This is a genomic window from Caproiciproducens sp. NJN-50, assembly GCF_004103755.1.
Classification (GTDB): domain Bacteria; phylum Bacillota; class Clostridia; order Oscillospirales; family Acutalibacteraceae; genus Caproicibacter.
Map to the genome: position 1 here is coordinate 3,004,597 of NZ_CP035283.1, position 25,690 is coordinate 3,030,286.

Here is a 25,690-nt window from a genome sequence, read left to right on the forward strand (position 1 = left end):
AAGGCAACAAGCGAAAAGCAGGTTTTTCAGCGAACCGCAAGAGGAAACGTTCGCCCATTTTCCCATCCTATTCCTCCACATCCACCATCACGCCAGACTTGAATTCCACAGTGAATTTGTCCTCGTAGACGGTGACCTTTTCAATCAGCCTCCGGACAAGCGGTTCGTCGTATTGGGTCAGGGCGGCGGGTTGTTCCCGCAGGAAAGCACTCATGTCGGCAATACGCTTCTTAGCCTCATCGCGGTTGGCACTTTCCATCAGGGCCTTCTGCTTCTCGTCCCGCAGACGGTAAATCTCATTGCCGACTTTCTCGTAATCCGAATTGGACACGGCCAGTTTCAAAAGCTCCGCCTGCAGTTCCTTCAAGCGTTTTTCAATGTCGGCGAGCGCCCGGTCGTTCCCGTGGCTGAGAACGGTTTCAATATTTCTCTGCAGGATTTTGAGAAAATCATCCTTGTCGCAGAGCGTCCGGTTGATGGCTTTGACCAGCACCTGCTCCAGTTGGCTCTCCGGAACGGTGCGGGCGTCGCAGTACAGGCCGGTGTTCTCCAGCCGGCTGATGCACCGCCAGACAATCGACTTCTTGCCCCGGTTGTACCAGTGAATTCGGCGGTAAAACTCCCCGCAGCCGCCGCAGTAGACAATGTTCGACAGGCAGTGACTGCTGCTGAACACCCGGTTTTTCCCGTTCGGGCTTTTATGAACCAGCCGCCGGCGCACCAGTTCCTCCTGTGCCTGCATGAAAATCTCACGCGGAATAATGGCTTCGTGGCTGTTTTCCACGTAATATTGCGGAACAATGCCTTGGTTTTTGACGCGCGTTTTCGTGAGAAAATCCGTGGTATAGGTTTTCTGCAGAAGAGCGTCGCCGATGTATTTCTCGTTCCGCAGAATCTGACTGATGTTGCTGGTGTGCCAGTGTGAATTGCCCGCGCCGTTTAAAATGCCGTCCGCTTCCAGACCGCGGGCAATTTTGAGCATACTGGCGCCCTCAAGGTATTCGCGGTATATGCGCCGCACGATTTTTGCCTCCTCCGGAACGACTACCAGATGCTTGTTCTCGTCCTTGGTATAGCCGAGGAAACGGGTGCAGTTGACCTGAATTTGTCCCTGCTGGTAGCGGTACTGCAGGCCCAGCTTCACGTTCTGAGAAAGGCTCTGGCTTTCCTGCTGAGCAAGGGACGCCATAATTGTTAAAAGCACTTCGCCCTTGGAATCCATCGTGTTGATATTTTCCTTTTCAAAGTAAACTGGAATATTTTTCTCTTTCAGCTGGCGGATGTATTTCAGGCAGTCCAGCGTGTTGCGGGCAAACCGGCTGATGGATTTGGTGACAATCATATCAATCTTGCCCGCCATGCACTCGTCAATCATGCGGTTGAATTCGTCGCGCTTCTTGGTATTGGTGCCGCTGATTCCGTCGTCCGCGAAAACGCCTGCCAGCGTCCAGTCCGGGTGGCCGTTAATGTAGGCGGTGTAATGGTCAATCTGCGTTTCATAGCTGGTGGCCTGCTCCTCCGTATCGGTGGAAACCCGGCAGTAGGCGGCGACACGCAGCTTCGGTTTCTCCTCACCCGGCTCGGCGCGCCTGTGTTTTCTCGCCGGGATGACCGTGATGTTTTTACTGACTTCCATCTGTTTTTACCTCCGTTTCTATCAGACTGTAGGCGTATTCCGCCTGCTCGAACGGGTCGTCTAACTGCTCCGTTCTTTCGCGTATGCGAAAAGATGTGGGAAAGACCGCCTTTTCCGGTTCTTTCGGCCTCTGAATACGGCCCAGCCTTTCCGTCCGCCGGGTGCGCTCCGCTTCTGCGGCCGCAAAGGTATCTGCGTCGATGATGGCGGGATAAAACCCGTCGCCCAGGTAGCGGGCGTTTGTGAGCATTCTGCCGATTCCGGCGTGGAAACTTTTAATCCCCGCTTTGCCTGCGGCGGTATTCATGGAATCGCCGGACAGATAGGCGTCAAACAGCGTTCGCACCCGCCCGGCGGCATCTTCGTCAATCACGGCCCGCCCGTTTTCGATCCGGTAGCCGTAGGGGATGTGACTCATTCAAACTACCAGCCTTTCTTTCAGCGTAATGCCGCACTTGAGTTCAAACCCGATTTCGGTTCGGGAATACACATGAATCCGCTCTACAAATCGGGAGAACAGTTCTCCGTCAAACTCCCGCAGCATTATTGCTTTCGTACAGTACTGCAGAAGCTCGCTGACCTCCGTCAGATACTGACTGTCACAGTTCAAAAGACGGGAAATGGAATCCTTTTGATGTTGAATCCGCTCGGCTTCCCGAAGCAGTTCGTTGTTGCTTTTCTTGTAAACGGCGGGTTCCAGATACCCCTTGCTCAGCAGACTGACCAGCATTTCCTGCTGACGCCGGTTTTCCTCCAGACTTTTTTCGAGCTGTCCGATGCGTTCCATGCCGTCATCGGCGTTTACCCCGCGCAGACTGAACAGCAGGGGCTTGAGAACGGTCTGATTGGCAAAGATGAGCTTGTTCATCATTGTGACGAAGGCGCATTCGAGCGCAGACTCGGGAATGTATTTCACCGAGCATCTTTTGATGTTCTGGATATGGGTACCGCAGCACCATGCAATTTTGTGCCGCCCGTATGCGTGGGTACGGCGCTTGAACGTGCCGCCGCAGTGTCCGCACACAATTTTCCCCGAAAACGGGTATCGGTTCAGATACTTTGTCTGCTTCGGGTTTATGCCTTTTTCTCTGCGGTGCTGGACGATAACGGCCTGTACGGCTTCAAAGTCCTCGCGGCTGACAATCGGTTCGTGATGGTTTTGAATCAGATATTTCTCTTTTTCCCCATCGTTGCGGCGGTGGTTGAAATTCGAGTCGGTATAGGTTTTTTGAAAAACAGCGTCGCCGATATATTTCTCGTTGACCACCATTCCGCGAATGCTCGCGGCTTTCCAGAGCCCGCCCATTTTGGCGGGAATGCGCTGTCGGTTCAGTTCTTCGGCTATTTTGGGCATTCCCTTTCCGGTCAGCATTTCCGAAAAGATAAAGCGAACGACTTTTGCCTGCCGTTCGTTAATGACGAGCATTCCGTCAACGGAATCGTATCCATAGGGCGGGCAGGTGATTTTATACGTGCCGTTTTGGAACCGGCTCTGAATCGACCATTTGTTGTTCTGAGAGATGGAAGCCGATTCCTCCGCGGCAAGTCCGCTCAGGATGGACAGCATGAATTCGCTTTCCATGGTGCCGGTATCCAAATTCTCTTTCTCAAAACAGATAAAAATGCCGCGCTTCTGCAGTTTTCGCACCAGTTCCAGACAGTCGGTGGTGTTTCTTGCAAACCGGCTGATGGACTTGGTGACGATATAGTCAATCCGCCCGTCCTCGCAGTCAGCAATCATCCGGAGAAGCTCCGGACGCTTTTCCTTTTTGGTGCCGGTGACGCCTTCGTCGGAATACACGCCGGCAAACGTCCACGCGGGATTGGCCTTGATGTATGACTCATAGTGTCGAATCTGCGTTTCCAGGCTTTCCTTCTGCTCGTCGCTGTCGGTGGAAACCCGGCAGTAGGCCGCGACACGCAGTTTCGGCTTTTCATTTTCCCAAATCGGGTTGACAGCACGGGAATCTATTTTCGTGACCTTTTTCACATTTTCACCCCCTCGGTCAGTGTGTTATGTTACCTCCGACGGACTGTGATAGCAACGGATTCATGGCATAATCTCCGCCAGTGCGGGAGAGAAAGATTCGCGGTTTAAGGCGGTGATCCTGTCGAATTCGGACAATGAGATCAGCCCTCGGCCGCGCATGGATTCGAGTATTTTCTGCGCCCGCGCATAGTCCGTTTCCCGCTGAAGCGCCTCCTGCGTCATGCGCGGTGTGGTTGGAACTGTTCCGTCTGTCTGCAGTCTGTCCATGACATTACCTCCAAAGCAGCTTTCTTTACTGCCCACTGGAGGTGAAGGCGCCGCTTTGACGAAAAAAGGCAAAAAAAATAAACCCACCGAGGAACGAATCCTCAGTGGGTTTTGCACTTATTTCGGCAATTTCAGTTTCTGCCCGGCGTAGATGGTATCCGAGCTCAGCCCGTTCAGCGTCTTAATTTCCTTATACCGTGCGCCGCTTCCGAGCTTTTTGGCTGCGATGCCCCAGAGGGTGTCACCTTTGGCCACGGTGTAGCTTTCAAAGGTTTCCGTGGTTGAAGTGCTTTTCCCGGAAAGAATCTCGTTGACCTTTGCCTGCACGGCGGCATAGTCATGCCCGGCGGCGGTCAGGCGATTTTTTCGCTCCACGCCGTTGCCCCAGTTACCGCGGATGACTTCCCGTGCCAGTGCGTCGACAGATTTACTTCCAGATGAGGAAGATGCTTCAGAGCCGCCGTTTTCCAGCAGGCGATTGACCTCTGCGCGGAAAGTGTCCATAGACTTCCCGTGCTTGGGGAACCAGTGCATCACATCGCCGTGGTTGCTGGCGATGCCCAACTCATGCCCCTCGCTGTGGCAGATGAGGTACGGCCGCTCCGGGCGGATGCCGTACTGTTTGCAAAGGTAAGCGCACAGCTCGGCTGCCTCCTTGTAAACCGCATTGAAATACGCGGCATCGGAGAGATTGTCCTCGCAAATCTCGAAACTGATGTGCGTGTCGTTGCCGGAGCCTTGGGAGCCGCTCCCGCAGTGCCAGCCGCGCATGTTCCACGGCAGCGTCTGGTACGTTGCAATCATCCCGTTCGCCAGCTTACCAATAAAAGCATGAACGCAGACCTGCCGTCCGCCCGGTTTGTCGGTGTTCCAGTGGTTGTTGTACTGGTTTTTGCCCAGCAGACCGTCGTCCGGACCCACATAGCGCTTGAGATTGGGATTGTTTGCCCCGGTGGAATGCACCATGATGCCCCGGGGCGTGATGGTTCTGCCCGCCTTATAGCAGGCGTTGCTGGTCAGAATCAGTTTGTGTAAATTCATTTCTCCTCATCCTTTCCGCTTCGTTCATGAAGCTGTTCCAGAACCGCCTTCAGTTTTTCGGGGATGGGAAGTCCCAGATGCCCCGCGTTTTCGAGTATGCTCACACCCTCGTTGGACAGATAGAAAAAGATAACCGCCGTGCGCACCGCGCCGCCGTCGCCCAGCACCTGGCTGTCGATGATGCCGCCCACGCCCACCAGCGCGAAAATGAGCACCTTGCGGGAAATGCCCTTGAAGCCGATTTCGCTGGAGAGCTTTTTGTCGGCGATCGCGCACAGCACGCCCGTCAGATAGTCGAGAACGACAAACGCCAGCAGCGCGTAGAGAAAGCCGTCCCACCCGCCGAGGAACCAGCCGAGTGCGCCGCCGACAGCGGCCAGCGCGGCCTGGACCCAAACCCAGATTTCCTTCATCATAAAACCTCCGTTTCTTTGCTTGGTATGTATAAAAAAAGCGCTCCCGCACAACGCGGAAACGCTTGAATTTGTGGTTGTCACAGCGACAGGATCAGTTCGGCAAGCTGGTTCATCACAGCCGCACGGGGCCTGCCGGTGCCGAGTTCCTCCCAGTCCGGTTCCGGTACGGCAAAGCCGGAGTCGGTGCTGTACTGGTTGATGACCGCAATCACCGGCTCCACGGCGGTTCGGATTTCCAGAATATGAAGGGGCCAGTTTTTCATTTCCGTTCTGCCCGCTGTGATTTCCTCGCTCCACGAAACCGGCGCAAGGCCGTAGTAATTGCGCACGGTGTTGACGGCGGTGCGAAGCGCCGTGATATGGCTTGCCTTGACCTTGGTTTCGTTGGTCGTGATTGCTTCAAACGGAGACGTCAGCACTGTAAACGATCGAGAAATCTCCGCGCTGGGCGCTTCAAAATCTGTGTTTACGCACCGCACCGTGAGCGTTTTTGCTCCCGCCGACTGTGACTCGGCCTTGAACATCACCGCCGCACTGCCGCCGACTTCTCCGCTGGGAGAAAAGAGGGACGGATTGTTCACACCGTCCCACCAATTTCCTGTGCCGATTTTCACCTGCACCACCTGTTCGGAGGGCTGTGCGCCGGTGGTCATCAGCACACGGGGATTCGGGTTGTAGGTGGACGCGCCGTTCTTCGGCGCCGCGATTGCCGGCTCGTCGCAGGCGGCCGCCACGCAGAGGATAGAGTTGGACACCTGCTCGGCGGAATAGACGTCCAGCGTGTCGATGGTCCACAGGCCGTATTTTGTGTAGGTTCCCGGTTCGGTCGACGCCGTCACCGTCCGTGAACCGGAGGATGCCGACAAATCAAAGGTTTCCAGCACATTCCACGATGTCCAGGTCGAACCGTCCGTGGAGGTTTTGCTTGCCAGCATATAGCCCTTGATGGGACTGGTGCCGCCCGACGCGTCGCTCCATGTCAGCGTGATGGGGCCTGCGCTGTAAACTGACGGAGTCGCCGTCAAAGTTGTCGCAGGCTGAGGCGGCGTATTTTTCCGCACGGAATTGGAGGACACCTTCCAGCCCGAATAGTAGCTGGAGCCGGCGGAGCCCTGCGTGCGCACCCGGAACCGGCGGTAACTGCCTCGCGCGGCGGGCGGCGCGACCGACAAACTTCCCGACCCGGAAGAGGAAGAAACCGTGCTCAGCGCCGTCCAGCTTCCCCAGTCGGCGTTGTTGGCGGAATCGCTGTACTGGACTTCAAAGCCGGTGACGGCGTTGTTCGTGCCGCCGGACGCGCCGCTCCACGAGAGCGCGGCACTGCCTTCCGCCACCGTCGGGGAAACGGAACAGGCAGACGGCGCGCCGCAGGCGGTGGTTAACAGTGCGGAACTGGTTACGGTATAGCCGGAATTGTCGATCACGCCGGAATTCAAGGTAAGCCGCCCGTCCGACACCACCCGGAATCGCACGCCCTGCGTGGTGTTGCCGGTTGTGGAAGAACAGGTTACCGTCACAGAACGGTAGCGGGGCGCGGTGCCGTCCCAGTTGTCGTTGTCAGGGGCCTTGATGCGCACCTGCCCGGACGAGCCGTTGACGGTAATGGTGCAGAGCAGGGCATAGCCGCTGTGAATGTAGGAACCGGAGGAGGCCAGCGCCGCCGCAATCGTAAAATGGTAGGTCATCTGGCTGTTGTTCGGCCGGCTTTTGGAATAGGTGATGGTGTATTTGACCGTCGGGCCGCTGCCTGCGTTCAGGGTTACGCCGTTGATATCCGCCACTGTAAATCACCCGCCTTCATTCATAGACCGCCGTAATCAGCGAATTGACCGTGCCGCACAAAGATGTGTCCAGCCGCCGGTCGGTAATGTCCCCGGCGGCAAGGCCGACCGCGCCCGCCGCGACGGCAATATCCGCCAGCGCCAGCTCATAGATGTTGTCGCTCCGGGTCAGCGATGGAGCAGAGGGAGACGCTTCCGCCGTTCCCGTCAGCACAGCCGCGGAAATCTTGCGCTCCACCGCGTCCCAGCGAACGACCACCCGGTCGATGCGGGGATTCACGCCGTCCGCCGCCGCAAGCGTCAGGTTCAGTTCCTCTGTATTTTCATAGGCATAACCATTAATCCACGCACTGCCGGCGAGGACGTTCACCGACAGCCCGCCGCCCGGCGTCACACGCAGATTGTCAGCGTTTGTGTAAAAGATGCCGTTTGACACCAGCTTTGCAAAATATCCCGCGAAGTCGGCGGCATCGTACATTCGATCGCCGCTTGTGCTGTTGAAAAATCCGCTTTTCTCCATTTACATCGCCCCTTTCAGTTTCTGCGACAGCGTGAGCACGCCCTTGCCGAAGGTAATGTCAAGACTCTGCCCGGTGCTGTCGTAGCTCTCCTCAATCTCTGTGATGCGGGTGGTAAGCGTCACGCCCCATTTCTTTGAAACTACTTTCACGGTCTGCCCAAGGTCAAAATCCGTGCCGTAGGTCAGATTGCCGTGGGGATTGACGGACGCGTCGAAGGACTGCGTCATCGCAAGCTCGCTTAACTTGCTCTGCCCCTGAAAGAGCAGGGCGGCGGTGTATTCGTCCCCGAAATCCTCGGAGCGGAGGCTTTTAGCGTCCACAAATACCTCCCGGCGTTCAGTACCCTCGCTTTCCCCGTACACGGCAAAGACGCGCTCCACGCCTTCGCCCTCGCCGCCAACCAGCGCCACGTTGGCGTAGTCCGCGGCGCTTTTCGTAAAGGTCTGGGACGTGAGATTTTCATACTCCCAAGAAAACACCGCCTGCGATTGCTCGCCCTTGTACAGCGTGACGGTGAAGATTCCGTTTGCCGGATTGAACACCGCTTTGATGCCGGCGTCCGCCGCTTCGCATAAACCGGCTACCGCATCCATGAGATTTTTGTAGGAAATCTGCGTGCTGACCGGGTCCGACAGCCCGCCCCCGTCATAGACGAGGAAGTCCATCCTCCGGTCGGTGTTGCCCGGGCTGATGAGGTGGTTATTGATTAACTGCCCCACGCAGTCGGCGAGCGTGTCGTTTAGGATTTCCGTGTCCCATACAATGCGCCGCGCGAGGTAAGAAACGGCGAACCGCCCGCTGACGGTGATGAGCTCTTTTTCCTCCTGCGAGATTTCCGCATACTCAATCACGCCGGCTTCCTCGCCGCCGCTTTTCCATAAAAGACTGCCCAGCGTCAGCAGAGCAAGGTTTCCCGCCGTGGCGATGGCCTTGAGTTCAAAGCTCCCGCATTGGGAATACTTCCTTGTCCAGCGCAGATATTCAAACGACTCCACAACACCGGCAGGTTGGCGGTTCGCGTCAAAGACATACAGTTCCATTGAAAATTTACCTCTTTCAAAAAGGCGGTGCGCCAGCGCGCACTTTTACACTACACTCCCAGATACTGCGGACGGTAGTACAGGCTGACCTCCAGTAGTTCCTTGCCCGCCGCCGCGTCATAGCGGAGCGTGGTCGTGCCCGGCGGCAGCTGAAGAAAAGTCGAGCCGGTGTCCAGCAGGCTGAACACGCTGACTTCTTCGCCGCTTTGTACATGCACCACCCGCTTGCCCGCGAAATGGGTGTAGACGCGGATTTCCTCGCCGGCGGTCAGGACGGTGTTCAGGCGGACATATTCGCCGGTGGCGACGTCCATCAGTTCGGGGTTTTCTACCTCACCAAGAGCCCGAAACACAATCCGGCACCCGCAGGACACATCCCCGGGATTTTCCACCGTAATAATCTGACTGGGCTGGCGGGAGCCGAATTCCACGCCGCCGTCGGGGATTTCCAGCACGAAATGAAAGAGCGGCGTCCAGCGGGCCAGCTCCGCGCGGACTTCCGAGAGCGCTTCAAAAAAGGGCGAGGGGCACAGCAGACTGACGAAGAAGCCTGGCGCGCGCTCCCTGCCCGAGGTGGTGAACCCGGCTTCCTCCACCACGCAGGCAATCTGCTTTCCACGATAAATCAGCGTGCCCTGCTGTTTGGGCGTGAATATCCGCAGAAACTGCTTTCGGCGCTCGTATGCCGCATCGGGCGAGGATGCCACAATCGTACCTTCCAGCGTAATGTTGCGCATGTCCAGCGCGGAGGAAATGAAAAAAGCGCCGTCCTGCCGGGGCGCCTGAAAGGTGTTGACGGTCTGGCGGACGCTTCCCGCGCCGTCAAGCTTCGTCAGAAAGAACGGCTTTGCCTGCCGCAGTGTCAGTTTATCTCCCGATTCATTGGTATAGATCAGTTCCATGCCGTCCCCCCTAAAACTCCAGCGCCAGCTTGCGCGAGAGGTTCTTAAATTCCCGGGCAAGCTCCTTTTCGGACAGCGCCTTGGGAGTAACCACCGAGATGTTCTGGGTGATGCTTGTTCCCGTAGAAATGCTCCGCCCGGACGCGCCGGCGTTTACGGAAAAGCTGGTGGGAATGGCATTCTGCATCTCCCGGGAGACGGAAGCCATGGCGTCCGCGAAGCCCACGCCGATGCCTTCGCCCATATTCCGGCCAAGACCGGCGAACAGCGCAGAAGGCGAATGGATGCCGAAAAAGTCCTTGATGCGGTCCACGATGCCGCCGAAGAAGCCGCTGATTTTGTTCCACAGCCACGCGCCGGCGTCCGAAATACCCTGCCACAAGCCCTTGATGAGGTTTCCGCCCACCTGCGCCATCTGCCCGATGTACCCGGTGAACGCCCGGACGAGGCCCGCCACGATCTGCGGCACCGCCCTGACGATTGCCACAATGATGGAGGGCAGATTGGCAATCAGCGACACCAGCAGCCTGACGCCGGCCGTGATGATTTTCCCGGTGTTGCCGGCGAAGGCGTTTGACAGCGCGGCGACAATCTGCGGGATAGCGGACACAACGGTCGTGATGATGAGCGGCAGATTCTGGATCAGCGCGATGAGCAGTTTCACGCCCGCTTCCACAATGAGGGGAATGGAAATGATCAGCGCGTTTACAAGGCCGTCCACAATCTGGGGAATTGCCGCCGTCACCGCTTCGATGATCTGCGGCAAAGCGGCCACCAGCGAGGTCAGAAGCTGAATGCCGGCTTCGACGATCTGCGGAATCGAGCCAATGAGGAAATTCACCAGCGCGGTAATAATGGCGGGCAATGCCGCCACCAGCTGCGGGATGGCGTCGAGCAGTCCCTGCGTCAGACCGAGAATGAGCTGCAGCGCCGCTTCGAGCAGCATCGGCAGGTTTTCTACCAAACCTTGAACAATCGTCATAATTGCGCTAACAGCAGCCGGGATTAGTTTGGGGAGCGCATTTCCGATACCTTGAACCAAAGCCGTCACCAGCTGCACCGCCGCGTCGATGAGAAGCGGCAGGCTGTCGATGAGCGCGGATACGATGGTCATGACCGCGTCCACCGCCGCCGGGATAAGCTGGGGCAGAAGCGTCAGAAGCGTGTCAAGCACCTGTGTAAACAGGCTGACCACGGTGGACAGCAGTGTGGGGAGCAGTTCCCCGACCGCCTGCAGAATCCCGTCCAAAGCGGCCGGCAGAGCGGCGACGATGTTTTCAATGACCGGCGTGATGTTTTTGACCACATTCTGAAAGGCTTCCACCACGTTGCCGATCAGCAGCTGAATATCCGCGTCCGCGTCGCCCAGCCCCGCCGTCAGGTTGCCGATGGCCGACTGCATCCCGGCGATGGAGCCGCTGATGGTTTCGGTCGCTTCCTTGGCGGTGGTGCCCGTAATGCCCATTTCCGTCTGGATGACGTGGATGGCCGCGTATACATCGTTTAAATTGCTGATGTCGTATTTCTGCCCGGACAGCTTTTCGGCGTCGGAAAGGAGCCGCTCCATCTCGGTTTTTGTGCCGCCGTAGCCGAGCTTCAGGTTGTCGAGCATCGTGTAGTTCTGCTTGGCAAATCCCTGATAGGCGTCCTGAATCGAAGAAATGCTTGTGCCCATTTTGTTGGCGTTGTCCGCCATATCGGTAATCGCCGTGTCCGCCGCCTTTGCCGCCTTGGCGGTGTCGCCGCCGAGGGACTGGATGAGGCTGGCCGAAAAGCTGGTGACCGTCTCCATGTACTCATTGGCGGACATACCGGCGGTTTGGAAGGCGTTGGCGGCATAGCTCTGGACAGCCGCGCTGGAATCCTTGAACAGCGTGTCCACGCCGCCCACCAGCTGCTCGTAATCGGCGTAGGCGGCGACGACTTCCTTGCCGAGCTTGACGGCGGCGGCGCCGGCGGCGACCACGACCGCGCCCATTGCCACGCCGACGCCCTTTAAAACGCCGCCCAGCTTTTCAAACTTGGAACCGGACTTTTCCGCCTCGTCGCCGCTTTCCTTCAGTTCGTCCCCTAAATTGTCCGCGCCCTCGGTTGACTGCGAAAGCTCGCGCTTCATGCCGTTCAGCTCCGCCTGCGCTTTGTTTAATTGAATCTGCCAGTTCTGAGTACGGCGGTCGTTTTCGCCGAAGGAATCGGAGGCATTTTTCAGAGCGGCGCGCAGGGTTTCGATTTTCGCCTTCTGGGCGTCGATCTGCTTATTGAGGACTTCGTTGCGGGCGGCGGCCGCCTGCACGGATCTGTCCTGCTTGTCAAACTGGCTGGTGACAAGCTGCATTTCAGAGCCGAGCACTTTGAAGCTTTGGTTGATGTCCGAGAGCGCTTTTTTGAATTCCTTTTCGCCCTCCACGCCGATTTTCAGGCCGAAATTATCCGCCATTTGCCGCTCACCTCCTCAAAATGGGCATGAAAAAGGAGCAGCCCGAAGGTTGCTCCTGAGTGAATATTGTTATTGAATTTTTGCTATTACAATTATTCTGTTCGTTTCAATAGTTCGCTCTCAATAAAAGCATTAGAAATATACATTGCCCTTATGATAGGCTTAAAACGCTTGTATTGAGCAGTTCCTTCATCGTACTTAGTTTGAGCTTTTTCAGTTTTACTTATAATTGAAAGCACAGGAGGTAAGGCATTTTCTAAATCTTGTTTAGAATACATTCCAAGACTACCGTCATTCTCTATCAAAGTTTTCGAAATATACAGAGCCTTAATTCTGTTCTTTAAGAGAGAATGCTTTGATGTGCCTTCCGCAAATTTCAATTGCATTTTTTCACATTTGCTGATAGTGGAAGATATAAGTTTTACAGCCGCATTCAGTTCTTCTTGAGAATAATGTTCCATACAACCCTCCCGTTTCTACCTATCTACTTCTATTTAAGGGAAATTGATTATACCATAATTAACATCGTAGATCAAATTCCCGGCGGGATGATGTCGTCAATGGAAAAGGTCTGTTTCGGCTTTTCCATGCCGAGAAACTGCTTGTGGCACGCCCATAAATCCAGAAACAGACCAATGGGCATCAGCCAGAATTCCTCCGTGCCTATGCCCATCTGCACCGTCCCGTAATAGTAAAGGCGCGTGAACACTTCTTCTGTGGTCACGCGCCCTGCGCGTTTTTTGCGCCGTCTTCGCTTTCACTTTCCACATTCCGCGTCGTTCCCTTGAACATCGCCTCGGTGACGGCGTTCTTGTACGCCGCCAGATCCAGCGGTGAGGTCAACAGCTCCACGTCCTCCTCAGTCAGCAGATCCTGCGGTGCGTCCTTGTTTTTGAGGTTGTGAATGAGGATGGACTGATTCGCCAGCAGGGTAATCAGCCAGATAATCTCATCCAGCGCCATCTCAAAGTTTTCGGACTTCATCAGCTTTTCTCCAAGGTTCTCCAGCCCACCGTAGCGGCGCGCGATTTCCTTGGTGGCGCGGGTGGTGAGAATCAGTTCATAATTTTTCCCGCCGATGCTAATAACAGCACTTCGTTCGTTTTCCATGCGTCACCCCTCCTTATTCGCCGGCCGGCGCTTCGGTGTAGGTGGGTTCGTATACCTGACCGAACCAGCCGGAGATGGTTTCAGCCGTCACGCCGGAAGCGCCCTCGGAAACCTCCGCCTTCCACGGATGCGTTCCCTTGGTGTCCGGTTTGTTGCGACGCATGACCGTGCCCTCGATGCTGGGCGTGGAAAAGGTGATGGAGTCGCCCTTTGTCTGCAGGTTAGTCGCAGGGATACCGAAAATAACGCGGTAGAGCCAGAAGTACCGGTACTTGCCGTTTGCCCTCAGAGCGCGGAAGCCGATCGCCGTCGGCGGGGCGATGTTTTCGCCGGCGGAAATGAGCACGCCGTTGTCGTCCGCCGCCGCGCCGGTTAGGTCCTGCGCGGCCGTGATGCCGATATCGTCCACGCCCAGCGTCAGCTTGCCGGACTTGAAGTCCTTGACCACCTCCGACGCGCCGTCGTCCGCGTACAGCGTCGCTTCGGCAAGCTCCACGGACAGTTCCGCCGAGATGGCCTTCGCGAGTATTTCTGGGGTGCCGTAGGTTTCCTCGCCGTCCTCGGCTTCGGTGATTTTTGCGTAATAGAGCTTATCCATTCCAATGGTAGCCATAATTTATTCCTCCGTTTCATAAGACTGCGCCACATCAATGGCGTAGTGGTGGTAGCCGGTATCGTCCTCGTGCCCGACATAGGTGCGTCCGGTGACGGTGAAGCCGGCATTCAAAAGCGCCTGCGTAATCTGCCGTTTGCGCTGCAGGTAATTGCCCTTGGAAAAGAGGGAAATCCGCACCTCCGACACATCCATCAGCGGCGCGTTGTCGCCGAACAGGGCGAAATCATCAGTCAGCGGCGTCAGCACCAGATATTCGTCGGGCGGAACACCGGAAAAAGCGCCTGTCTCCACCGGGAGAATGGGCGTGAGAAGCGTATTCAGTTCCGAAAGCACGCTCATATCCGCCGCACCTCCTCGTCCAGCTTTGATTTCATCGTTTCGATACAGGCCTTGCGGCTCTGGGTTTTCGCCGGTTTGAGAAAGGGCTTGGGCGGCTGTCCGTGTTTGCCGTATTCGAGGATATTGGCGATTTTCGCGTTACTGCCGCCGCCCGAGCGCGGCTCGGCAAAGCCGACCTTGATGTCCCAGCCGGAGCCGTCCCGCTTGGGTTTGGCTGGCGAAGGCCCCAGCGCGCTTTCCAATTCGCCGGTGGAGCGGCTTAGGTTTTTCGTGCCTTTCCCGACGACGGCGGAGAGGTTGGATTTTACCCGTTCCAGCACGACCTGTCCGCCGGCCTCCAGCACACGGGGCAGGATTTCGTCTGTCTTTTCATTCAGCCGGGAAACCTTCAGGAGAAAGTCCTCCGGCATCTTGATTTCTGCTTTTCCCACGTCAATTCGCGCTCCCTTCCACCAGCTCGCACAGGCACTCTACATACATTCCGCGCCCGCGCACGTCCTCCGCGCTGGTGATGCGGTACCGTTTCTCCTCGCAGAGAATGAAGTGTGCCGCGCTGACCTCGACGCCGGGGATTTTGCGGAAACGAAACAGCACGGACGCTTCGGAAAAGACCGCCATATTCGCCCAGCGCTCCGAGCCATTGCGGTCCTCCTTGTAGGCGCGCACCGAGGCAAGGACCGTGTCGCCCTGCGTGACAAAGCCGTCCGCGTCCTTGACCGGCGCGTTGGAGATAATGTCGATGAAGCTGTTCATTTTTCCGAAAGACATGTTTACACCTTCCAATCCCGGTCAAGGCGCAGCAGCAAATTGACCGTTTCCCAGACCTGCCGACCCGCCTGCACGGAATCGGCAAAAAAACCGCCTGTGGAACCGTCACGGGACTCGTACCAGTTGGAAACGAGCATAATCACGGCCTGCTCGGTGGTGGGAGACATGGCGTTTTCGCCATAATATCCCGCCGAAACGTGCTGGTAGCTTTCGGCATAAGAAATGGCGGCGGCAATCAGCCGCAGAAGCAAATCGTCATCCTGATCGTGCGTGAGGATCAGGTTTTCCTTAACCGGGGCCAGTAAATCCGCAGGCGTCATGCCGCCGCGCCTCCTTTCGTCGTTACGAACTGCATATTTTGTGCTTCCACGCGAACGTGAAAGCGCATCTTACGAACCCGCCGCCATTTTGAGCAGCTTGATGCCCTCGGCCAGAATGACCTTGCCGTCCACGCGCTCGGTGGCGATGAAGCCGACCTGTCCGTTGGTGGAGTAGAGCTCGTTGAGCCGCTGCACCGTGCGGCCCTGACGGTCGGCAATCCAGTAGTTTTTGTAGTCGCCGAAGGCGATCACAAACGCGTCCGCTGCCACGGCGGGCACATAGGGCGAGGTGTAAATCGGGTAGCCGATCAGTCTGTCCGGCTGGCCTGCCTGCACGGAAGGCTGCCAGAGATACGCGCCGTTGGAATCCTTCAGCTTGCGCAGCAGCGACACCGTCGCGTCGTTCATCAGGAACACGGCATTGCGGCGGTAGGGGCTTTTCAGCGAGTAGACGAGGTCGAGGACGTTGTCCACCGTGATGGCCGTGGCGGAATTTGCCGTCACGCCCACCTGCCCGCCGTTCGCCGTGAAAATCCCCGTGGGCTGACCCGTGCCGGTGCCGACGCAGAACGCCTGCTCCTCGGCGATGCCGAACGCTCTGGCAAACTCCTGCGCGATGTAGCTCTCCAGATCGAACATGTTGTCCTGCAGAAGCTCCGTGGAGACCTTCACAAGGTCGGTCAGCTTAAAGGCGTCAATCTGAGTCTGCCCGAAGGTGGGGTTGGATTCGGTGTACGCGCCGTTTTCCGCGGTCCACGTCGCCACGGAATGGGAAGCCGCCAGCGGAATTTTACGCTCGCTCGACGTCGTGATGACTTTGGCGAGGGAGCGGATGATGTTCGCCTCGTCCAGCCCCGACACAATCTGATGCTCAAATTCCGTCGGCACCAGATAGCCGCCGTCGGCGTCCACGCCCTCGGTCATGACGTTGTGCAGAAGGGCTTTGCCGTGCAGATGGCGGCTGAAATCCTCCTTGTACTCGTTGCTGGCGCGGCCCGTTTTCGGCGCCTCCGGTTTGGTCGGCGCGTTTGTGATGGGAAGGCTTGTCGGGCGGCTCAGCTCGAGGTCATACGCCTGCTGACGTTCCAGCCGCTCGATTTCCTTGCCGAGCGCCACCATATCGGTCTCCATCTTGTCGTACTCGGCTGCGGCTTCGGGAGGAACAATGCCGTCCGCGCCGCGCTTCTGGTCGAGGAACTCCTTGGCGGTGTTCCAGATTTTACTGCGCTTTTCGCGCAGTTCAAGAATTGTGTTCATGTCTTTTACCTCCATTAAAATTAGTGAAGAATGAGGGAAAGCCGCTTTTGCAGCAGCTCCGCCGGTACGCCGTCGGGCACTTCGGACTGGGGTTCGGGTTTTGTCTTGGGCCGCACCTTGTCGAGCAGAGAGTTGGTCACGGCCCGCCTTGAAAAAGCGAAGTTCAGCGGTATCTCCTCAGCCTGCCGGCGTTTGGCATCCTCAAGAATACCGTCGGCAAAGCTCAGTTCGATCGATTTGTTCGCGTTCATCCACGTTTCCGCATCCATCCAGTGGGAAATTTTCACCCGCGCCTGACCGGTTTTGATTTCATAGGCGTTGATGATGCTTTCCTTGACCTCGTTCAGCATTTCAACCGCCTTTTTCATCTCTTCGGTATCGCCGATGGCGACGGTGAACGGGTTGTGAATCATCATCAGAGCGGTGGGCGCCATCAGCACCTTTGTCCCCGCCATGGCGATCACAGAGGCCGCACTGGCGGCGATGCCGTCGATTTTGACCGTGACGTTTCCTTTGTAATCCATCAGCATTGAGTAGATTTGCGACGCCGCCACGCAGTCGCCGCCGGGCGAGTTGAGCCAAATGGTCACGTCACCGTCGCCCGCCAAGAGCTCCGACTTGAACAGCCGCGGGGTGATGTCGTCGTCAAACCACGACTCTTCCGCAATCGTCCCGTCGAGGTACAGGATGCGGCCGTCGTTTTCGTCAGCATCCCGCGCCCAGCTCCAAAACTTTTTGCTTTTCACGATGTGTTTTCCTCGCTTTCTTTTGAGTTGTACGCTGCGCCCACGTCGGCCAGCTTGACCATATTGCCGTTGAGAACATGGAGGTTGCCGCCCTCGCTGTCTGACAGCAGATTGAGATCTTCGAGTGCGCGCACGTCGTTGACGGAATAAAAGCCGTTTTGAATGCCCACGCTGTAGCCCTGCATGCGGCTCTGGTAGTCGCCGCGCAAAAGCCCGTCGAGGTTGAAGCGGATGGAGAACACCGATTTCTCGCTCGGCAGCAAAAGCGCCTGCCGAAGCGACTGCTCCCAGCGCACCACCCACGGGTCGAGCGTGTATTTGACAAACTCCAGACTCTGCTGTTCGATGTTGGAGAAGCTGGACTTTTCCAGGTCGCCCACCATGTGGGGCGGCACGCGGAAAATCCGCGCGATCTCGTTGATCTGGAATTTTCGGGTTTCCAGAAACTGCGCTTCTTCGGGCGGAATACTCATCTGGTGAAACTTGAGCCCTTCCTCCAGAACCGCGATGCGGTGGGCGTTTGCGCCGCCGAACTGGGACTGCCAGCTTTCCCGCAGGCGCTCGGCCTGCTCCGGTTTGATGACGCCGGGATGCTCCAGTACGCCGCCGGGGTTGGCGCCGTTGGCAAAAAACCTGGCGCCGTAGTCCTCGGTAGCGAGGGAAAGTCCGATGGAATTTTTCGCCATGGCGATGGGACTGTACCCGATCAGTCCGTCGAAGCCCAGCCCCGGAATGTGCAGCACCTCGTCGCGGCGCAGTGTTGCACCGCCTTGCTTGGGCCGGCCGCCGCTTTCCTCCCAGTCGCGGTAGTAGGTGTAAATCAGCTCCCCGGCGCGGTTTCGGCTCACGTCCATCTTGTTTGGGAGCAGCGGATAGAGGGCAATCACCTGCCCGTTGCCGTTGCGGATGATCTGGGCGTAGGCGTTGCCCCACAAAAGCAGGTGCGCCATCAGCGTTTCCCGGAACACGAACGAGGTCATTTCCGGATTCGGCTCGTCGTGCAGGATTCGGTACAGAGGGTGGGCGGCGGTGCGCTCCTTGCCGCCGTCGCGGGTATACCGATAAACATGGAGCGGCAGTCCCGCGATGGATTCCGAGAGAATCCGCACGCAGGCGTAGACCGCTGAGGTCTGCATCGCCGTGCGCTCGTTGACAGGCTTGCCGCTTGTGGTATTTCCAAAGAGAAAGCCCAGCGTCCCGCCGGAGCGGTTGCCGGGCTTATCCCTTGAGTGAAAAAGTCCCGAAAAAATGCTCATATAAACAACAGCCCCCTTTCGTTGTAGACGCTGTCGGTGAAGCCTGCGCCGCCGACCGCCGCCCGGGCAAAGCCCATGATCATCGCCACCACGCCGTCGATTTTCTCGGTGGACTTTTTCTTGTTGGGCTTGATGTTGCCCGCTGCGTCCTGATCGATGATGACGTTTGCCATATTCCAGTCGAGGACGGGGTGCCGGCCGTGGCGGACTCTGCCCTCCATCACGAACTGATAGAAGTCCTTGCTGGCCGGTGACATGGAGCCGAAGCCCTGCCCGAAAGGGAAAACCGTGAAGCCCTTTTCCTCGCCCAATTCCTCAAGGTCGCGGCGTACTTTCTCCGCGCCCCACCTGTCGTAGGCGATTTCGCGGATGCGGTACTTTTCCGCCAGTTTTCCGATGAACGCCACGATGTAGTCGTAGTCCACCACGTTTCCCTCGGTGGTGTTGAACACACCCTGCTTTTTCCACACGGCGTAGGGAACGTGGTCGCGGCGCGTCCGCAGATCGATCACGTCCTCCGGTAGCCAGAAAAACGGCAGGACGGTATATTTCATATCCCCGCCGCCCGGAGGAAAAACAAGAACCAGAGCGGTCAGGTCGCCGGTGGAGGACAAATCCAATCCGCAGCAGCAGTCCCGGCCTTCGTATTCCTCCCAGTCGATGTCCTCACCCAAAGCATCCCATTTGTCCATCGGCATCCAGCGGATGTCGGCGTTGCACCATTCGTTCAGGCGGAACTGCCGAAAGTGCATCTCCTCGGCGGGGTTCTGTTTTGCCTGCTCATACGCGGCCCTGACGGTTTCAAAAGGAATCGTCACGCCGATGGAGGGGTTCACCCGCCGCCAAACAGCCTCGTCCTTCCAGTCGTCGCCTTCCTCAATGCCGAACACGGCGGGATAAAACGACGGGTCGATTTTAGTGCCGTCCATCACAGCTTTTGCTTTGCAGTGGATTTCATAGCAGATGGAAGTCTTATCCCGACCGGCGGTGGTGATAAGAAAATACAGCGGCTGGCGACGGGCGTCGCCGGTGTACTTGGTCATGGTGTCGAACAGTTCCCGGGTCTGCTGGGCGAACAGTTCGTCGAAAATCAGCCCCGACACGTTGAAGCCCTGCTTGGATTTGGTTTCGGAGGAGAGCACCCGGTAGAAGCTGTTGGTGTAGGGAAAGATGATCCGCTTGGTGGAAGGAACCAGCTTGGAAAGCGCCCGCAGGTCGGGGCACTGCTCCACCATGGCGCGGGCGGTGTTGAACACGATGGACGCCTGATTGATGTCGGCGGCGCAGGAGTAGACCTCCGCGCCCGCTTCGCCGTCGGCGAACAGCAGATAAAGGGCTACGGCGGCGGCCAGCTCCGACTTGCCGTTTTTCTTGCCCACCTCCACATAAGCGGTGCGGAACTGCCGGTACCCGTCCGCGTCCACAATCCCAAAAAGATCCCGGACAATCTGCTCCTGCCACGGCATCAGGCAAAACGGCCTGCCGTACCATTCGCCGGTGGTGTGCCTGAGCATCTGAATAAAATTCACCGCGAAGTCGGCCCGCCGGGTGTCATAATGGCTGGTCGGCAGCATCAGCGGGGTCGGTGTATATTGAAAAGCGCCCATCGGCGGAACCTCCTTTTTATAAAAATGCGCGCAAAAAAGGCGGCGGACTGTTTTTGTCCGTCACCTTTTGCCTGAATGATTTCGTTGATGCTACGCGCAGAAAATCTGTACCGCGTCCTTTAAGAACACGGCGCATCCGGGCACGATGGCGTCATAATACGCGGTAAATCGCGGGTCGTCCACATACATCTGCGCAACGCCCCTGTGCGCTTCTTTGCTGTAATGATCCCAGTAAAAGCAAAGCCACCTCTTGTGGAGCGCGCAGGCTTTTTGCGCCAGTTCGCCGCCGGGGTCGCCCTGCTCGAAGGCTGCCTTCAGGGTGTTGTTCAGTTCTTGCGTCAGGGCTTCCAGCTCGTCGTACTGCTCTTTCGTCATATTCTTGAGCTTGGCGTTCGAACGGCCAACGGCTTCGTCCCCGTACTTTTCCCGGATTTCCCCTCCGTATTCTTGCTCGTTGTCCGAAATCAGCTTTTCCTTGAAGCCCTCGAATTTTTCCTCATCTGTCATTTCCGCTTCTCCCTTCATTGCCGAAATGCTTGTCTGTACATTGCCGATCAGTCGGTCCAGCCGCGCGCGTTTTTCCCGCAGAGCGGTGAGATGATTCTGCAGAGCGGACAGTCCGTCAAAGTCCTTCTCCGCCAAAATGCGCCCGATTTCCGACAGTTCCACGCCCAGTTCCCGGTAGAATAAAATCTGCTGGAGCCGGTTTACTTCCGTTTCTCCGTAAATCCGGTACCCGTTGGAGCGCACGGTTTTGGGCGGGAGCAGGCCGCACTGGTCATAATAGCGAAGCGTCCGGGTGCTGACGCCCGCCAGTTTTGCAAGCTGGTTGATGGTGTATTCCATTGACGTTTCCTCCTGTGAGTATCAGTGTAAACCATGACGCAACGTCAATGTCAACACCTTTTTGAAAATATATGGAACGAGAGCCAGCCCCTCGCGGGGCGCTCCCGATTGCTGTCGCGGTTAATTGTACTTTTCGAGAATCATGGCGTAAACCGCTCTGACCTCGCCGGCGGGCTTTACGTCCCAGCCGCGGTCGTAGTTGCAAAGGTCTCGGTGGTCGTTCAGCCTGCGGATGGTCAGCTTGGAAATGCGGCCGCCGTCAATACCGAATTCGGAGCCTTCCTCGTAGTGCTTGACCCAGTATTTGTACGGAACGCCCGTTTTCGGGCCGGTGAGAATGCCTTCGCTCCACATGGCGGTTTCCTCCTTACGGTTTCTCGGTCAGCTTCCCGCCGACCAGAATGTAGCGGTGCTCCCGCCCGGTTTCGTCCGCCGCGATAATGCGCAGTTCGCCGCTTTCAAAGGCGTTGTATGCCTTGATAAAGCGGCAGCCCTCGCCAAGCTGTTCCTTGATTATCTGCCTGTAATCCATCGTGGGTTCCTCCCTGAAAAAGTGTTGTGTGCCTTTCGGCATGTACATATATCACTCTGAACGCCCGGAACAGCAAGTCATTTTGAGGATATATATTACACAAAGTTCTCGCTTGGAGATTGTGTGATTAACCCTCGCCCGTGAGGATGAACCGGGAATAGGCTTTGCGCTCGGTTTCGAGGAAATCCGCCAGTTCATAAAAGCCCATTTCCAGCGCGATGCCTTTGACGGCGTTCGTATCAAACATATTCGTCCGCCCGGTGTCGCGCACGGTCAGAATCTGTTCCTTCACTTTTTCAGTCATGCCCGCTCACCACCCTGCAAATATCCGCGCCGTAGGCGACCGAAAGGCCGCTCCCGTTGTCCCACGCGACCATGATGCTGCCGGCGTCGTCCACGCCACGCACCGTGCCGCGGGTTCCTATGGGCGGGGCCTGCGGGTCATTCATCCGTACCAGTTCCACACGGGTGCCCTCCGGGTACTGCCGGCGGAGCCGCTCCACCGTTTCTCTGCTTGGAAAATTCACTTTGTTCACCGCCTTACCGTACTCTGGATTTGTAGGAGCCGTTGCCCTTGAGGTTTGCCAGCAGGATTTTCCGCGCCTGCTTGTATTCCTCCCCGATGAAGCCCAGCGAAAGAAGCCAGCACCGCATGGCGTATTTGGGGTTATCCGCCTCGTGCTCCCGGGCGGTGACGCGCTTTTTCTTTTTGGCCGCTTCGCAGAGCTTGGCAATCAGGGCAGTGTAGGCGGCGACGGTGTCGGCATCGTCCGTAAACCGGAACCAGGGGAAGCACAGCCTGCCGCCGTCCTCGTTCGTCTGCCGGATGGGCAGATCCTCCGTTCCCAGCGCCGCTTTCAGAAGCGCGGCCTTGGCGTTCACCATTTTGCAGAGGTTGTCGACCTTTCTGGGGGAAAAGCCGTCCATCGGCATCTCGATGGTCAGAATGTCCGGGGCGGCGCTCGCTTTTTCCGCTTCCGGTTCATCGTAAGCGCGAACCTCGGCGGAAAAGCCGCGTTCTTTCAGGGCCTCCTCAAGCTCCCGGCTGTCCGGGCCGGCGACCAGCCCGGTTTTGCCGACGCGGTAGGCGCCGACCTCGTATTCGAACGAGGGCGCGCCGAGGTAACGGACCGGCTGATTCAGAATTTCACCGGCGGCGCCGGCCAGCGACTTGCGTTTCTCTCCGACAAGGTTGTAGTTGAGCTTCATGATGGAATCCTCCGTTTTGCTTTGATTCCGGCGGGCTTCCGTCCTCCGGTGACTACATATATCACTCCGAAGCGTGAGAATAGCAAGTCCTTTCGGCGCCGTAATGCCGACAAAGATGTGCGCAGGGATTTGTGTAATTAAGCTTCCCTTGAAATGTCTTTGACAAGGTCGGCGTAGGCATAGGTCCTGCCGTCCCGCTCGCAGGTGATATCCGCGCCGCCGTTCTGTTTGAACTTGGCATACCGGCGTAAAATCACGCTCGCGTATTTTTCGTCCAGCTCTATCATGAAGCAGATGCGGTCGGTCTGCTCGCAGGCAATGAGCGTGGAACCGGAGCCGCCGAAAGTGTCCAGCACGATGGCATTTGCCTGGCTGGAGTTGCGGATGGGATAGGCCAGCAGGTCAAGGGGCTTTGACGTCGGGTGGTCGCTGTTCTTTTTCGGCTTGTCAAAATTCCAGACCGTGGCTTCCGAGCGGCCGGCGTACCACTTGTGCGTACCGGTTTTGAGCCAGCCGTAGAGAATCGGCTCGTGCTGCCACTGGTAGGGCGAACGTCCCATGACAAAGCTGTCTTTTACCCAGATGCAGGTTCCGGAGAGGTGAAAGCCGGCTTCCCGGAACGCCCGGCGGAAATTTTCGCCCTCGGTGTCCGCGTGGAAGATGTAGGCGGAGCCGCCGCTTTCCAGATTGTCCGCCAGATTCCGGAATGCCGAAAGCAGAAAAGCATAGAACTGGTCTGATTTCTGGCTGTCATTCCTGATTTTCAGTCCGCTGGAACCCTCGAAATTCACGTTGTACGGCGGGTCGGTCAGAACAAGGTTTGCCTTGCGGTTTCCACCGGGGCTCCCGGCGCCCATCAGCTTTTTCACCGTTTCCGCGTCGGTGGCGTCGCCGCAGATCAGCCGGTGCCGTCCCAGCGTCCACACATCGCCGGGCAGAACAAAAGCCGCCTCTTCCAAAGCGGCCGTGAGGTCAAAGTCATCATCCTGCACCTCGCCGGTGTCGGCGGCAAAGAGCTTTTCAATCTCATCTGCCCCGAAGCCGGTCAGCTCCACATCAAAGCCGAGGTCCTTCAGCTCGCCGAATTCCAGCGCCAGCAGTTCCTCGTCCCATCCGGCATTCAGCGCAAGGCGGTTGTCCGCAAGAATATAGGCGCGCTTCTGCGCTTCGGTCAAATGTTCCGCAAACACGCAGGGGATTTCGGTCATGCCCTCGGCTTTCGCCGCCAGCACGCGCCCGTGCCCCGCGATGATGTTGCAGTCCTTATCCACAATGACGGGATTGACAAACCCGAATTCCCGCAGGGAGGCGCGAAGCTGCAGAATCTGTTCCTTGGAGTGCGTCCGTGCGTTGCGGGCGTATGGCACCAGTTTGTCGATATTCACTTTTTCGAACCGGGAAGTCCCGGCAGGAAACCTTTCCGTCGGCTGCATTGGCTAAAACCCCCTGTTCCTGAGCATCTCGAGGAATTCGTTCTTGCCCTCGTATTTGGTTTCGCAGTTCTGCGAAACGATCAGCCAGATTTGGTTGTAGACCGCCATCATGGCTTTCTGATAATCCAGCGCCATGTTGACGTAAGGCGACCGCTTGCCGGACGCGATGCGCCCCAGCCGGCGGTTCATGTATTCGCATTCCAGATAGGCCCTGCGCAGGAACGCGAAGTCCTCGATCAGGTTCGGCGCGACCAGTTCTCCGCACCCGGAACCATCGACCCACTCTGCGAGCATTTTATAAATCCCGCTTGCCGGCGGCAGGACGTCGCCGCCCTCCTTGGCAGCCATGTCAAGGAAGGACGGCATACGGCGGCTGTTTTTGGTTTTTGATTTCTGCGAGTTTGATTTTTTTTCAAAACCTGTGTTTGATTTTTCACCCGCGGGAAATTTCAGCTTGGTCAGTTCCCGTTTTCCGGGGTTGCCTTCGATGATCTTGTCCGCGAGCGGTTTCTTTGGGCGGCCCGCGCCCGGCCTTGCTCCTCCTCTCGGCACGGGCATCGCCTCCTTTGCCGCGCTTTTTGAAAAAGTTTTTGATTCTGCGAAAATTCATACGAAGGGCCGGGCGCGCTGTCCTGCCCGAAAGCCGCAGAGATTCGGACCGCCCCTCCCGTTGAATTCACAGCCTTTGATTTATTTCATAGAATCAGAAATAATCGCCGCGTTCGGCATGAAGCCTTGAGTGGCACTCCTGACACAGCGCCTGCAGATTGCTCCAGTCGTTGGTGCCGCCGTCGGTCAGCCTGCGCCTGTGGTGAACCAGCTCGGCGGGGGTCAGCCTGCCTTCTGCCTTGCAAACCTCGCACAGCGGATGCGCCGAAAGGTATGCCGCCCGGATCTTCGCCCACGACCTGCCGTAGCGTTTGTTGGACTCCGGGTCGCGGCCGTACCGGTTGTAGCGCTTGGCTTCCAGCTTCGCGTGCTCCTCGCAGTAGCGCCCGGCGGTCAGCTTGGGACAGCCCGGGTAGGCGCAGGGTTTTTTTGCTTTGTACGGCACCGTGATTTCCTCCGTTCCGGCGCATGGAAAAAGCCTCCGCGGGTTTTGCTCCCATGAAGGCTTTCTGATTTTTTCGCCACCCTAACAATATCATAAGAGCCGCGTGGCTTTCTATGGCCTCGGGTGGCGAATCGCATCCACCTCGTTTAACGCCTTGTTGTGAAGGCGGTGCACCCAGCGGATGTCGAGATGCAGCGCCACGGAGATTTCCGCCCATGTGTTGAAGCACAGGTAGCGGAGCTCCAGAATCGTTTGGAGATCGGGCGCTTCCACACACCGGATGATCGTGACGATTTCATGCTTCAGGTCGATCAGGGCGTTCAGGTCGGCGTTGATTTCGTCCTCCAGGTCGATCATTTTGCAGATCACGTCCTCCATGCGGTGAAAATTCCTTGTGCCGCTGTTCGGCGTCTCGCCCAGAGCGGCGGAGGCTTTCTCCGCCAAATTCCGGAGCGACTGGACCTGCTCCAGTTTTGAGTTGATGCGCTGGTCGATTCGATAAGCTTGGGAAAGGTACTCCTTCGCCGTCATTTCCTGCGTGTTCATAATCTGTACCTCCGGTTTCT

At 57.3% G+C, this 25,690-nt stretch carries 33 protein-coding genes; all 33 read right to left on the minus strand.

Features of this window, described 5'->3' with window-relative positions:
• Positions 1–67: 67 nt before the first annotated feature.
• Positions 68–1,636, minus strand: coding sequence for a recombinase family protein (locus EQM14_RS14675; protein WP_128743917.1), 1,569 nt, complete (start codon positions 1,634–1,636; stop codon positions 68–70).
• Positions 1,623–2,054 (minus strand): recombinase, encoded by a 432-nt coding sequence (locus EQM14_RS14680; RefSeq protein WP_128743918.1) that lies wholly within the window; start codon positions 2,052–2,054, stop codon positions 1,623–1,625. The genes EQM14_RS14675 and EQM14_RS14680 overlap by 14 nt, the downstream gene beginning before the upstream one ends.
• A complete protein-coding gene (locus tag EQM14_RS14685; RefSeq protein ID WP_128743919.1) occupies positions 2,055–3,626 on the minus strand; it encodes a recombinase family protein in 1,572 nt (523 codons plus the stop codon).
• Positions 3,627–3,686: 60 nt separating this feature from the next.
• Positions 3,687–3,893 (minus strand): SHOCT domain-containing protein, encoded by a 207-nt coding sequence (locus tag EQM14_RS14690; protein ID WP_128743920.1) that lies wholly within the window; start codon positions 3,891–3,893, stop codon positions 3,687–3,689.
• 117 nt (positions 3,894–4,010) lie between these two features.
• Positions 4,011–4,934, minus strand: a complete 924-nt coding sequence (locus tag EQM14_RS17045; protein ID WP_128743921.1) for an N-acetylmuramoyl-L-alanine amidase — start codon at positions 4,932–4,934, stop codon at positions 4,011–4,013.
• Positions 4,931–5,347 carry a phage holin family protein gene (locus tag EQM14_RS14700; RefSeq protein ID WP_128744361.1) on the minus strand — a complete coding sequence of 139 codons (417 nt, stop codon included), beginning with the start codon at positions 5,345–5,347 and terminating at the stop codon, positions 4,931–4,933. Before EQM14_RS14700 ends, EQM14_RS17045 begins: the two co-directional genes overlap by 4 nt.
• A gap of 80 nt (positions 5,348–5,427) precedes the next feature.
• On the minus strand, positions 5,428–7,131 hold the full coding sequence (locus EQM14_RS14705) for a hypothetical protein (RefSeq protein ID WP_128743922.1): 1,704 nt from the start codon (positions 7,129–7,131) through the stop codon (positions 5,428–5,430).
• A gap of 16 nt (positions 7,132–7,147) precedes the next feature.
• Positions 7,148–7,651 carry a hypothetical protein gene (locus EQM14_RS14710; RefSeq protein ID WP_128743923.1) on the minus strand — a complete coding sequence of 168 codons (504 nt, stop codon included), beginning with the start codon at positions 7,649–7,651 and terminating at the stop codon, positions 7,148–7,150.
• Positions 7,652–8,692 (minus strand): siphovirus ReqiPepy6 Gp37-like family protein, encoded by a 1,041-nt coding sequence (locus EQM14_RS14715; protein ID WP_128743924.1) that lies wholly within the window; start codon positions 8,690–8,692, stop codon positions 7,652–7,654.
• Positions 8,693–8,742: 50 nt separating this feature from the next.
• The gene (locus EQM14_RS14720; RefSeq protein WP_128743925.1) at positions 8,743–9,594 is read right to left on the minus strand and encodes a phage tail family protein; all 852 of its coding nucleotides are present in this window, start codon (positions 9,592–9,594) and stop codon (positions 8,743–8,745) included.
• A gap of 10 nt (positions 9,595–9,604) precedes the next feature.
• Positions 9,605–12,031 (minus strand): phage tail protein, encoded by a 2,427-nt coding sequence (locus tag EQM14_RS14725; protein ID WP_128743926.1) that lies wholly within the window; start codon positions 12,029–12,031, stop codon positions 9,605–9,607.
• A gap of 92 nt (positions 12,032–12,123) precedes the next feature.
• The gene (locus EQM14_RS14730; RefSeq protein ID WP_128743927.1) at positions 12,124–12,492 is read right to left on the minus strand and encodes a hypothetical protein; all 369 of its coding nucleotides are present in this window, start codon (positions 12,490–12,492) and stop codon (positions 12,124–12,126) included.
• 71 nt (positions 12,493–12,563) lie between these two features.
• Positions 12,564–12,755 (minus strand): hypothetical protein, encoded by a 192-nt coding sequence (locus EQM14_RS14735; RefSeq protein ID WP_128743928.1) that lies wholly within the window; start codon positions 12,753–12,755, stop codon positions 12,564–12,566.
• Complete coding sequence (locus EQM14_RS14740) at positions 12,752–13,141, minus strand: hypothetical protein (RefSeq protein WP_128743929.1); 390 nt, start codon at positions 13,139–13,141, stop codon at positions 12,752–12,754. Before EQM14_RS14740 ends, EQM14_RS14735 begins: the two co-directional genes overlap by 4 nt.
• A 13-nt stretch (positions 13,142–13,154) precedes the next feature.
• On the minus strand, positions 13,155–13,754 hold the full coding sequence (locus EQM14_RS14745; RefSeq protein ID WP_128743930.1) for a major tail protein: 600 nt from the start codon (positions 13,752–13,754) through the stop codon (positions 13,155–13,157).
• 3 nt (positions 13,755–13,757) lie between these two features.
• Positions 13,758–14,096, minus strand: a complete 339-nt coding sequence (locus EQM14_RS14750; protein ID WP_128743931.1) for a hypothetical protein — start codon at positions 14,094–14,096, stop codon at positions 13,758–13,760.
• The gene (locus EQM14_RS14755) at positions 14,093–14,527 is read right to left on the minus strand and encodes an HK97-gp10 family putative phage morphogenesis protein (RefSeq protein WP_128743932.1); all 435 of its coding nucleotides are present in this window, start codon (positions 14,525–14,527) and stop codon (positions 14,093–14,095) included. The genes EQM14_RS14750 and EQM14_RS14755 overlap by 4 nt, the downstream gene beginning before the upstream one ends.
• Before the next feature lies 1 nt (position 14,528).
• Positions 14,529–14,864, minus strand: coding sequence for a head-tail adaptor protein (locus EQM14_RS14760; RefSeq protein WP_128743933.1), 336 nt, complete (start codon positions 14,862–14,864; stop codon positions 14,529–14,531).
• A 2-nt stretch (positions 14,865–14,866) separates the two neighbouring features.
• Positions 14,867–15,184, minus strand: a complete 318-nt coding sequence (locus EQM14_RS14765; protein WP_128743934.1) for a head-tail connector protein — start codon at positions 15,182–15,184, stop codon at positions 14,867–14,869.
• 69 nt (positions 15,185–15,253) lie between these two features.
• The gene (locus EQM14_RS14770) at positions 15,254–16,441 is read right to left on the minus strand and encodes a phage major capsid protein (protein WP_128743935.1); all 1,188 of its coding nucleotides are present in this window, start codon (positions 16,439–16,441) and stop codon (positions 15,254–15,256) included.
• A 20-nt stretch (positions 16,442–16,461) separates the two neighbouring features.
• The gene (locus EQM14_RS14775) at positions 16,462–17,187 is read right to left on the minus strand and encodes a head maturation protease, ClpP-related (protein WP_128743936.1); all 726 of its coding nucleotides are present in this window, start codon (positions 17,185–17,187) and stop codon (positions 16,462–16,464) included.
• A complete protein-coding gene (locus EQM14_RS14780) occupies positions 17,184–18,443 on the minus strand; it encodes a phage portal protein (RefSeq protein WP_128743937.1) in 1,260 nt (419 codons plus the stop codon). Before EQM14_RS14780 ends, EQM14_RS14775 begins: the two co-directional genes overlap by 4 nt.
• Positions 18,440–20,050: a terminase large subunit gene (locus EQM14_RS14785; protein WP_128743938.1), complete on the minus strand. Its 1,611-nt coding sequence runs from the start codon at positions 20,048–20,050 to the stop codon at positions 18,440–18,442. Before EQM14_RS14785 ends, EQM14_RS14780 begins: the two co-directional genes overlap by 4 nt.
• A 90-nt stretch (positions 20,051–20,140) precedes the next feature.
• Positions 20,141–20,896, minus strand: a complete 756-nt coding sequence (locus tag EQM14_RS14790) for a MerR family transcriptional regulator (RefSeq protein ID WP_128743939.1) — start codon at positions 20,894–20,896, stop codon at positions 20,141–20,143.
• Between the two features lie 120 nt (positions 20,897–21,016).
• The gene (locus tag EQM14_RS14795; protein ID WP_128743940.1) at positions 21,017–21,250 is read right to left on the minus strand and encodes a DUF7678 domain-containing protein; all 234 of its coding nucleotides are present in this window, start codon (positions 21,248–21,250) and stop codon (positions 21,017–21,019) included.
• Positions 21,251–21,263: 13 nt separating this feature from the next.
• A complete protein-coding gene (locus EQM14_RS16465; protein ID WP_164919107.1) occupies positions 21,264–21,428 on the minus strand; it encodes a hypothetical protein in 165 nt (54 codons plus the stop codon).
• A gap of 127 nt (positions 21,429–21,555) precedes the next feature.
• On the minus strand, positions 21,556–21,732 hold the full coding sequence (locus tag EQM14_RS14800) for a DUF5049 domain-containing protein (protein WP_128743941.1): 177 nt from the start codon (positions 21,730–21,732) through the stop codon (positions 21,556–21,558).
• Positions 21,725–21,955 carry a DUF4314 domain-containing protein gene (locus EQM14_RS14805; RefSeq protein ID WP_128743942.1) on the minus strand — a complete coding sequence of 77 codons (231 nt, stop codon included), beginning with the start codon at positions 21,953–21,955 and terminating at the stop codon, positions 21,725–21,727. The genes EQM14_RS14800 and EQM14_RS14805 overlap by 8 nt, the downstream gene beginning before the upstream one ends.
• Positions 21,956–21,968: 13 nt before the next feature.
• Positions 21,969–22,637, minus strand: a complete 669-nt coding sequence (locus tag EQM14_RS14810) for a virulence protein (protein WP_128743943.1) — start codon at positions 22,635–22,637, stop codon at positions 21,969–21,971.
• 137 nt (positions 22,638–22,774) lie between these two features.
• Positions 22,775–24,070 (minus strand): site-specific DNA-methyltransferase, encoded by a 1,296-nt coding sequence (locus tag EQM14_RS14815; protein WP_128743944.1) that lies wholly within the window; start codon positions 24,068–24,070, stop codon positions 22,775–22,777.
• A gap of 3 nt (positions 24,071–24,073) precedes the next feature.
• Complete coding sequence (locus EQM14_RS14820) at positions 24,074–24,622, minus strand: hypothetical protein (protein ID WP_128743945.1); 549 nt, start codon at positions 24,620–24,622, stop codon at positions 24,074–24,076.
• A 151-nt stretch (positions 24,623–24,773) separates the two neighbouring features.
• On the minus strand, positions 24,774–25,124 hold the full coding sequence (locus EQM14_RS14825; RefSeq protein ID WP_128743946.1) for an HNH endonuclease: 351 nt from the start codon (positions 25,122–25,124) through the stop codon (positions 24,774–24,776).
• 111 nt (positions 25,125–25,235) lie between these two features.
• Complete coding sequence (locus EQM14_RS14830) at positions 25,236–25,670, minus strand: DUF1492 domain-containing protein (protein ID WP_243112549.1); 435 nt, start codon at positions 25,668–25,670, stop codon at positions 25,236–25,238.
• Positions 25,671–25,690 lie beyond the last annotated feature (20 nt).

Excerpts from the sequence above, each read along its gene's own strand:
- EQM14_RS14800 (WP_128743941.1), bottom strand. The coding sequence starts at position 21,732 with ATGACTGAAAAAGTGAAGGAACAGATTCTGACCGTGCGCGACACCGGG.
- EQM14_RS14740 (WP_128743929.1), bottom strand. The coding sequence starts at position 13,141 with ATGGAAAACGAACGAAGTGCTGTTATTAGCATCGGCGGGAAAAATTAT.
- EQM14_RS14680 (WP_128743918.1), bottom strand. The coding sequence starts at position 2,054 with ATGAGTCACATCCCCTACGGCTACCGGATCGAAAACGGGCGGGCCGTG.
- EQM14_RS14715 (WP_128743924.1), bottom strand. The coding sequence starts at position 8,692 with ATGGAACTGTATGTCTTTGACGCGAACCGCCAACCTGCCGGTGTTGTG.
- EQM14_RS14815 (WP_128743944.1), bottom strand. The coding sequence starts at position 24,070 with ATGCAGCCGACGGAAAGGTTTCCTGCCGGGACTTCCCGGTTCGAAAAA.
- EQM14_RS14795 (WP_128743940.1), bottom strand. The coding sequence starts at position 21,250 with ATGTGGAGCGAAGGCATTCTCACCGGCCCGAAAACGGGCGTTCCGTAC.
- EQM14_RS17045 (WP_128743921.1), bottom strand. The coding sequence starts at position 4,934 with ATGAATTTACACAAACTGATTCTGACCAGCAACGCCTGCTATAAGGCG.
- EQM14_RS14745 (WP_128743930.1), bottom strand. The coding sequence starts at position 13,754 with ATGGCTACCATTGGAATGGATAAGCTCTATTACGCAAAAATCACCGAA.
- EQM14_RS16465 (WP_164919107.1), bottom strand. The coding sequence starts at position 21,428 with ATGGATTACAGGCAGATAATCAAGGAACAGCTTGGCGAGGGCTGCCGC.
- EQM14_RS14710 (WP_128743923.1), bottom strand. The coding sequence starts at position 7,651 with ATGGAGAAAAGCGGATTTTTCAACAGCACAAGCGGCGATCGAATGTAC.
- EQM14_RS14725 (WP_128743926.1), bottom strand. The coding sequence starts at position 12,031 with ATGGCGGATAATTTCGGCCTGAAAATCGGCGTGGAGGGCGAAAAGGAA.
- EQM14_RS14770 (WP_128743935.1), bottom strand. The coding sequence starts at position 16,441 with ATGAACACAATTCTTGAACTGCGCGAAAAGCGCAGTAAAATCTGGAAC.
- EQM14_RS14765 (WP_128743934.1), bottom strand. The coding sequence starts at position 15,184 with ATGACGCCTGCGGATTTACTGGCCCCGGTTAAGGAAAACCTGATCCTC.
- EQM14_RS14810 (WP_128743943.1), bottom strand. The coding sequence starts at position 22,637 with ATGAAGCTCAACTACAACCTTGTCGGAGAGAAACGCAAGTCGCTGGCC.
- EQM14_RS14750 (WP_128743931.1), bottom strand. The coding sequence starts at position 14,096 with ATGAGCGTGCTTTCGGAACTGAATACGCTTCTCACGCCCATTCTCCCG.
- EQM14_RS14730 (WP_128743927.1), bottom strand. The coding sequence starts at position 12,492 with ATGGAACATTATTCTCAAGAAGAACTGAATGCGGCTGTAAAACTTATA.
- EQM14_RS14720 (WP_128743925.1), bottom strand. The coding sequence starts at position 9,594 with ATGGAACTGATCTATACCAATGAATCGGGAGATAAACTGACACTGCGG.
- EQM14_RS14830 (WP_243112549.1), bottom strand. The coding sequence starts at position 25,670 with ATGAACACGCAGGAAATGACGGCGAAGGAGTACCTTTCCCAAGCTTAT.
- EQM14_RS14780 (WP_128743937.1), bottom strand. The coding sequence starts at position 18,443 with ATGAGCATTTTTTCGGGACTTTTTCACTCAAGGGATAAGCCCGGCAAC.
- EQM14_RS14760 (WP_128743933.1), bottom strand. The coding sequence starts at position 14,864 with ATGTCTTTCGGAAAAATGAACAGCTTCATCGACATTATCTCCAACGCG.
- EQM14_RS14675 (WP_128743917.1), bottom strand. The coding sequence starts at position 1,636 with ATGGAAGTCAGTAAAAACATCACGGTCATCCCGGCGAGAAAACACAGG.
- EQM14_RS14690 (WP_128743920.1), bottom strand. The coding sequence starts at position 3,893 with ATGGACAGACTGCAGACAGACGGAACAGTTCCAACCACACCGCGCATG.
- EQM14_RS14700 (WP_128744361.1), bottom strand. The coding sequence starts at position 5,347 with ATGAAGGAAATCTGGGTTTGGGTCCAGGCCGCGCTGGCCGCTGTCGGC.
- EQM14_RS14790 (WP_128743939.1), bottom strand. The coding sequence starts at position 20,896 with ATGGAATACACCATCAACCAGCTTGCAAAACTGGCGGGCGTCAGCACC.
- EQM14_RS14785 (WP_128743938.1), bottom strand. The coding sequence starts at position 20,050 with ATGGGCGCTTTTCAATATACACCGACCCCGCTGATGCTGCCGACCAGC.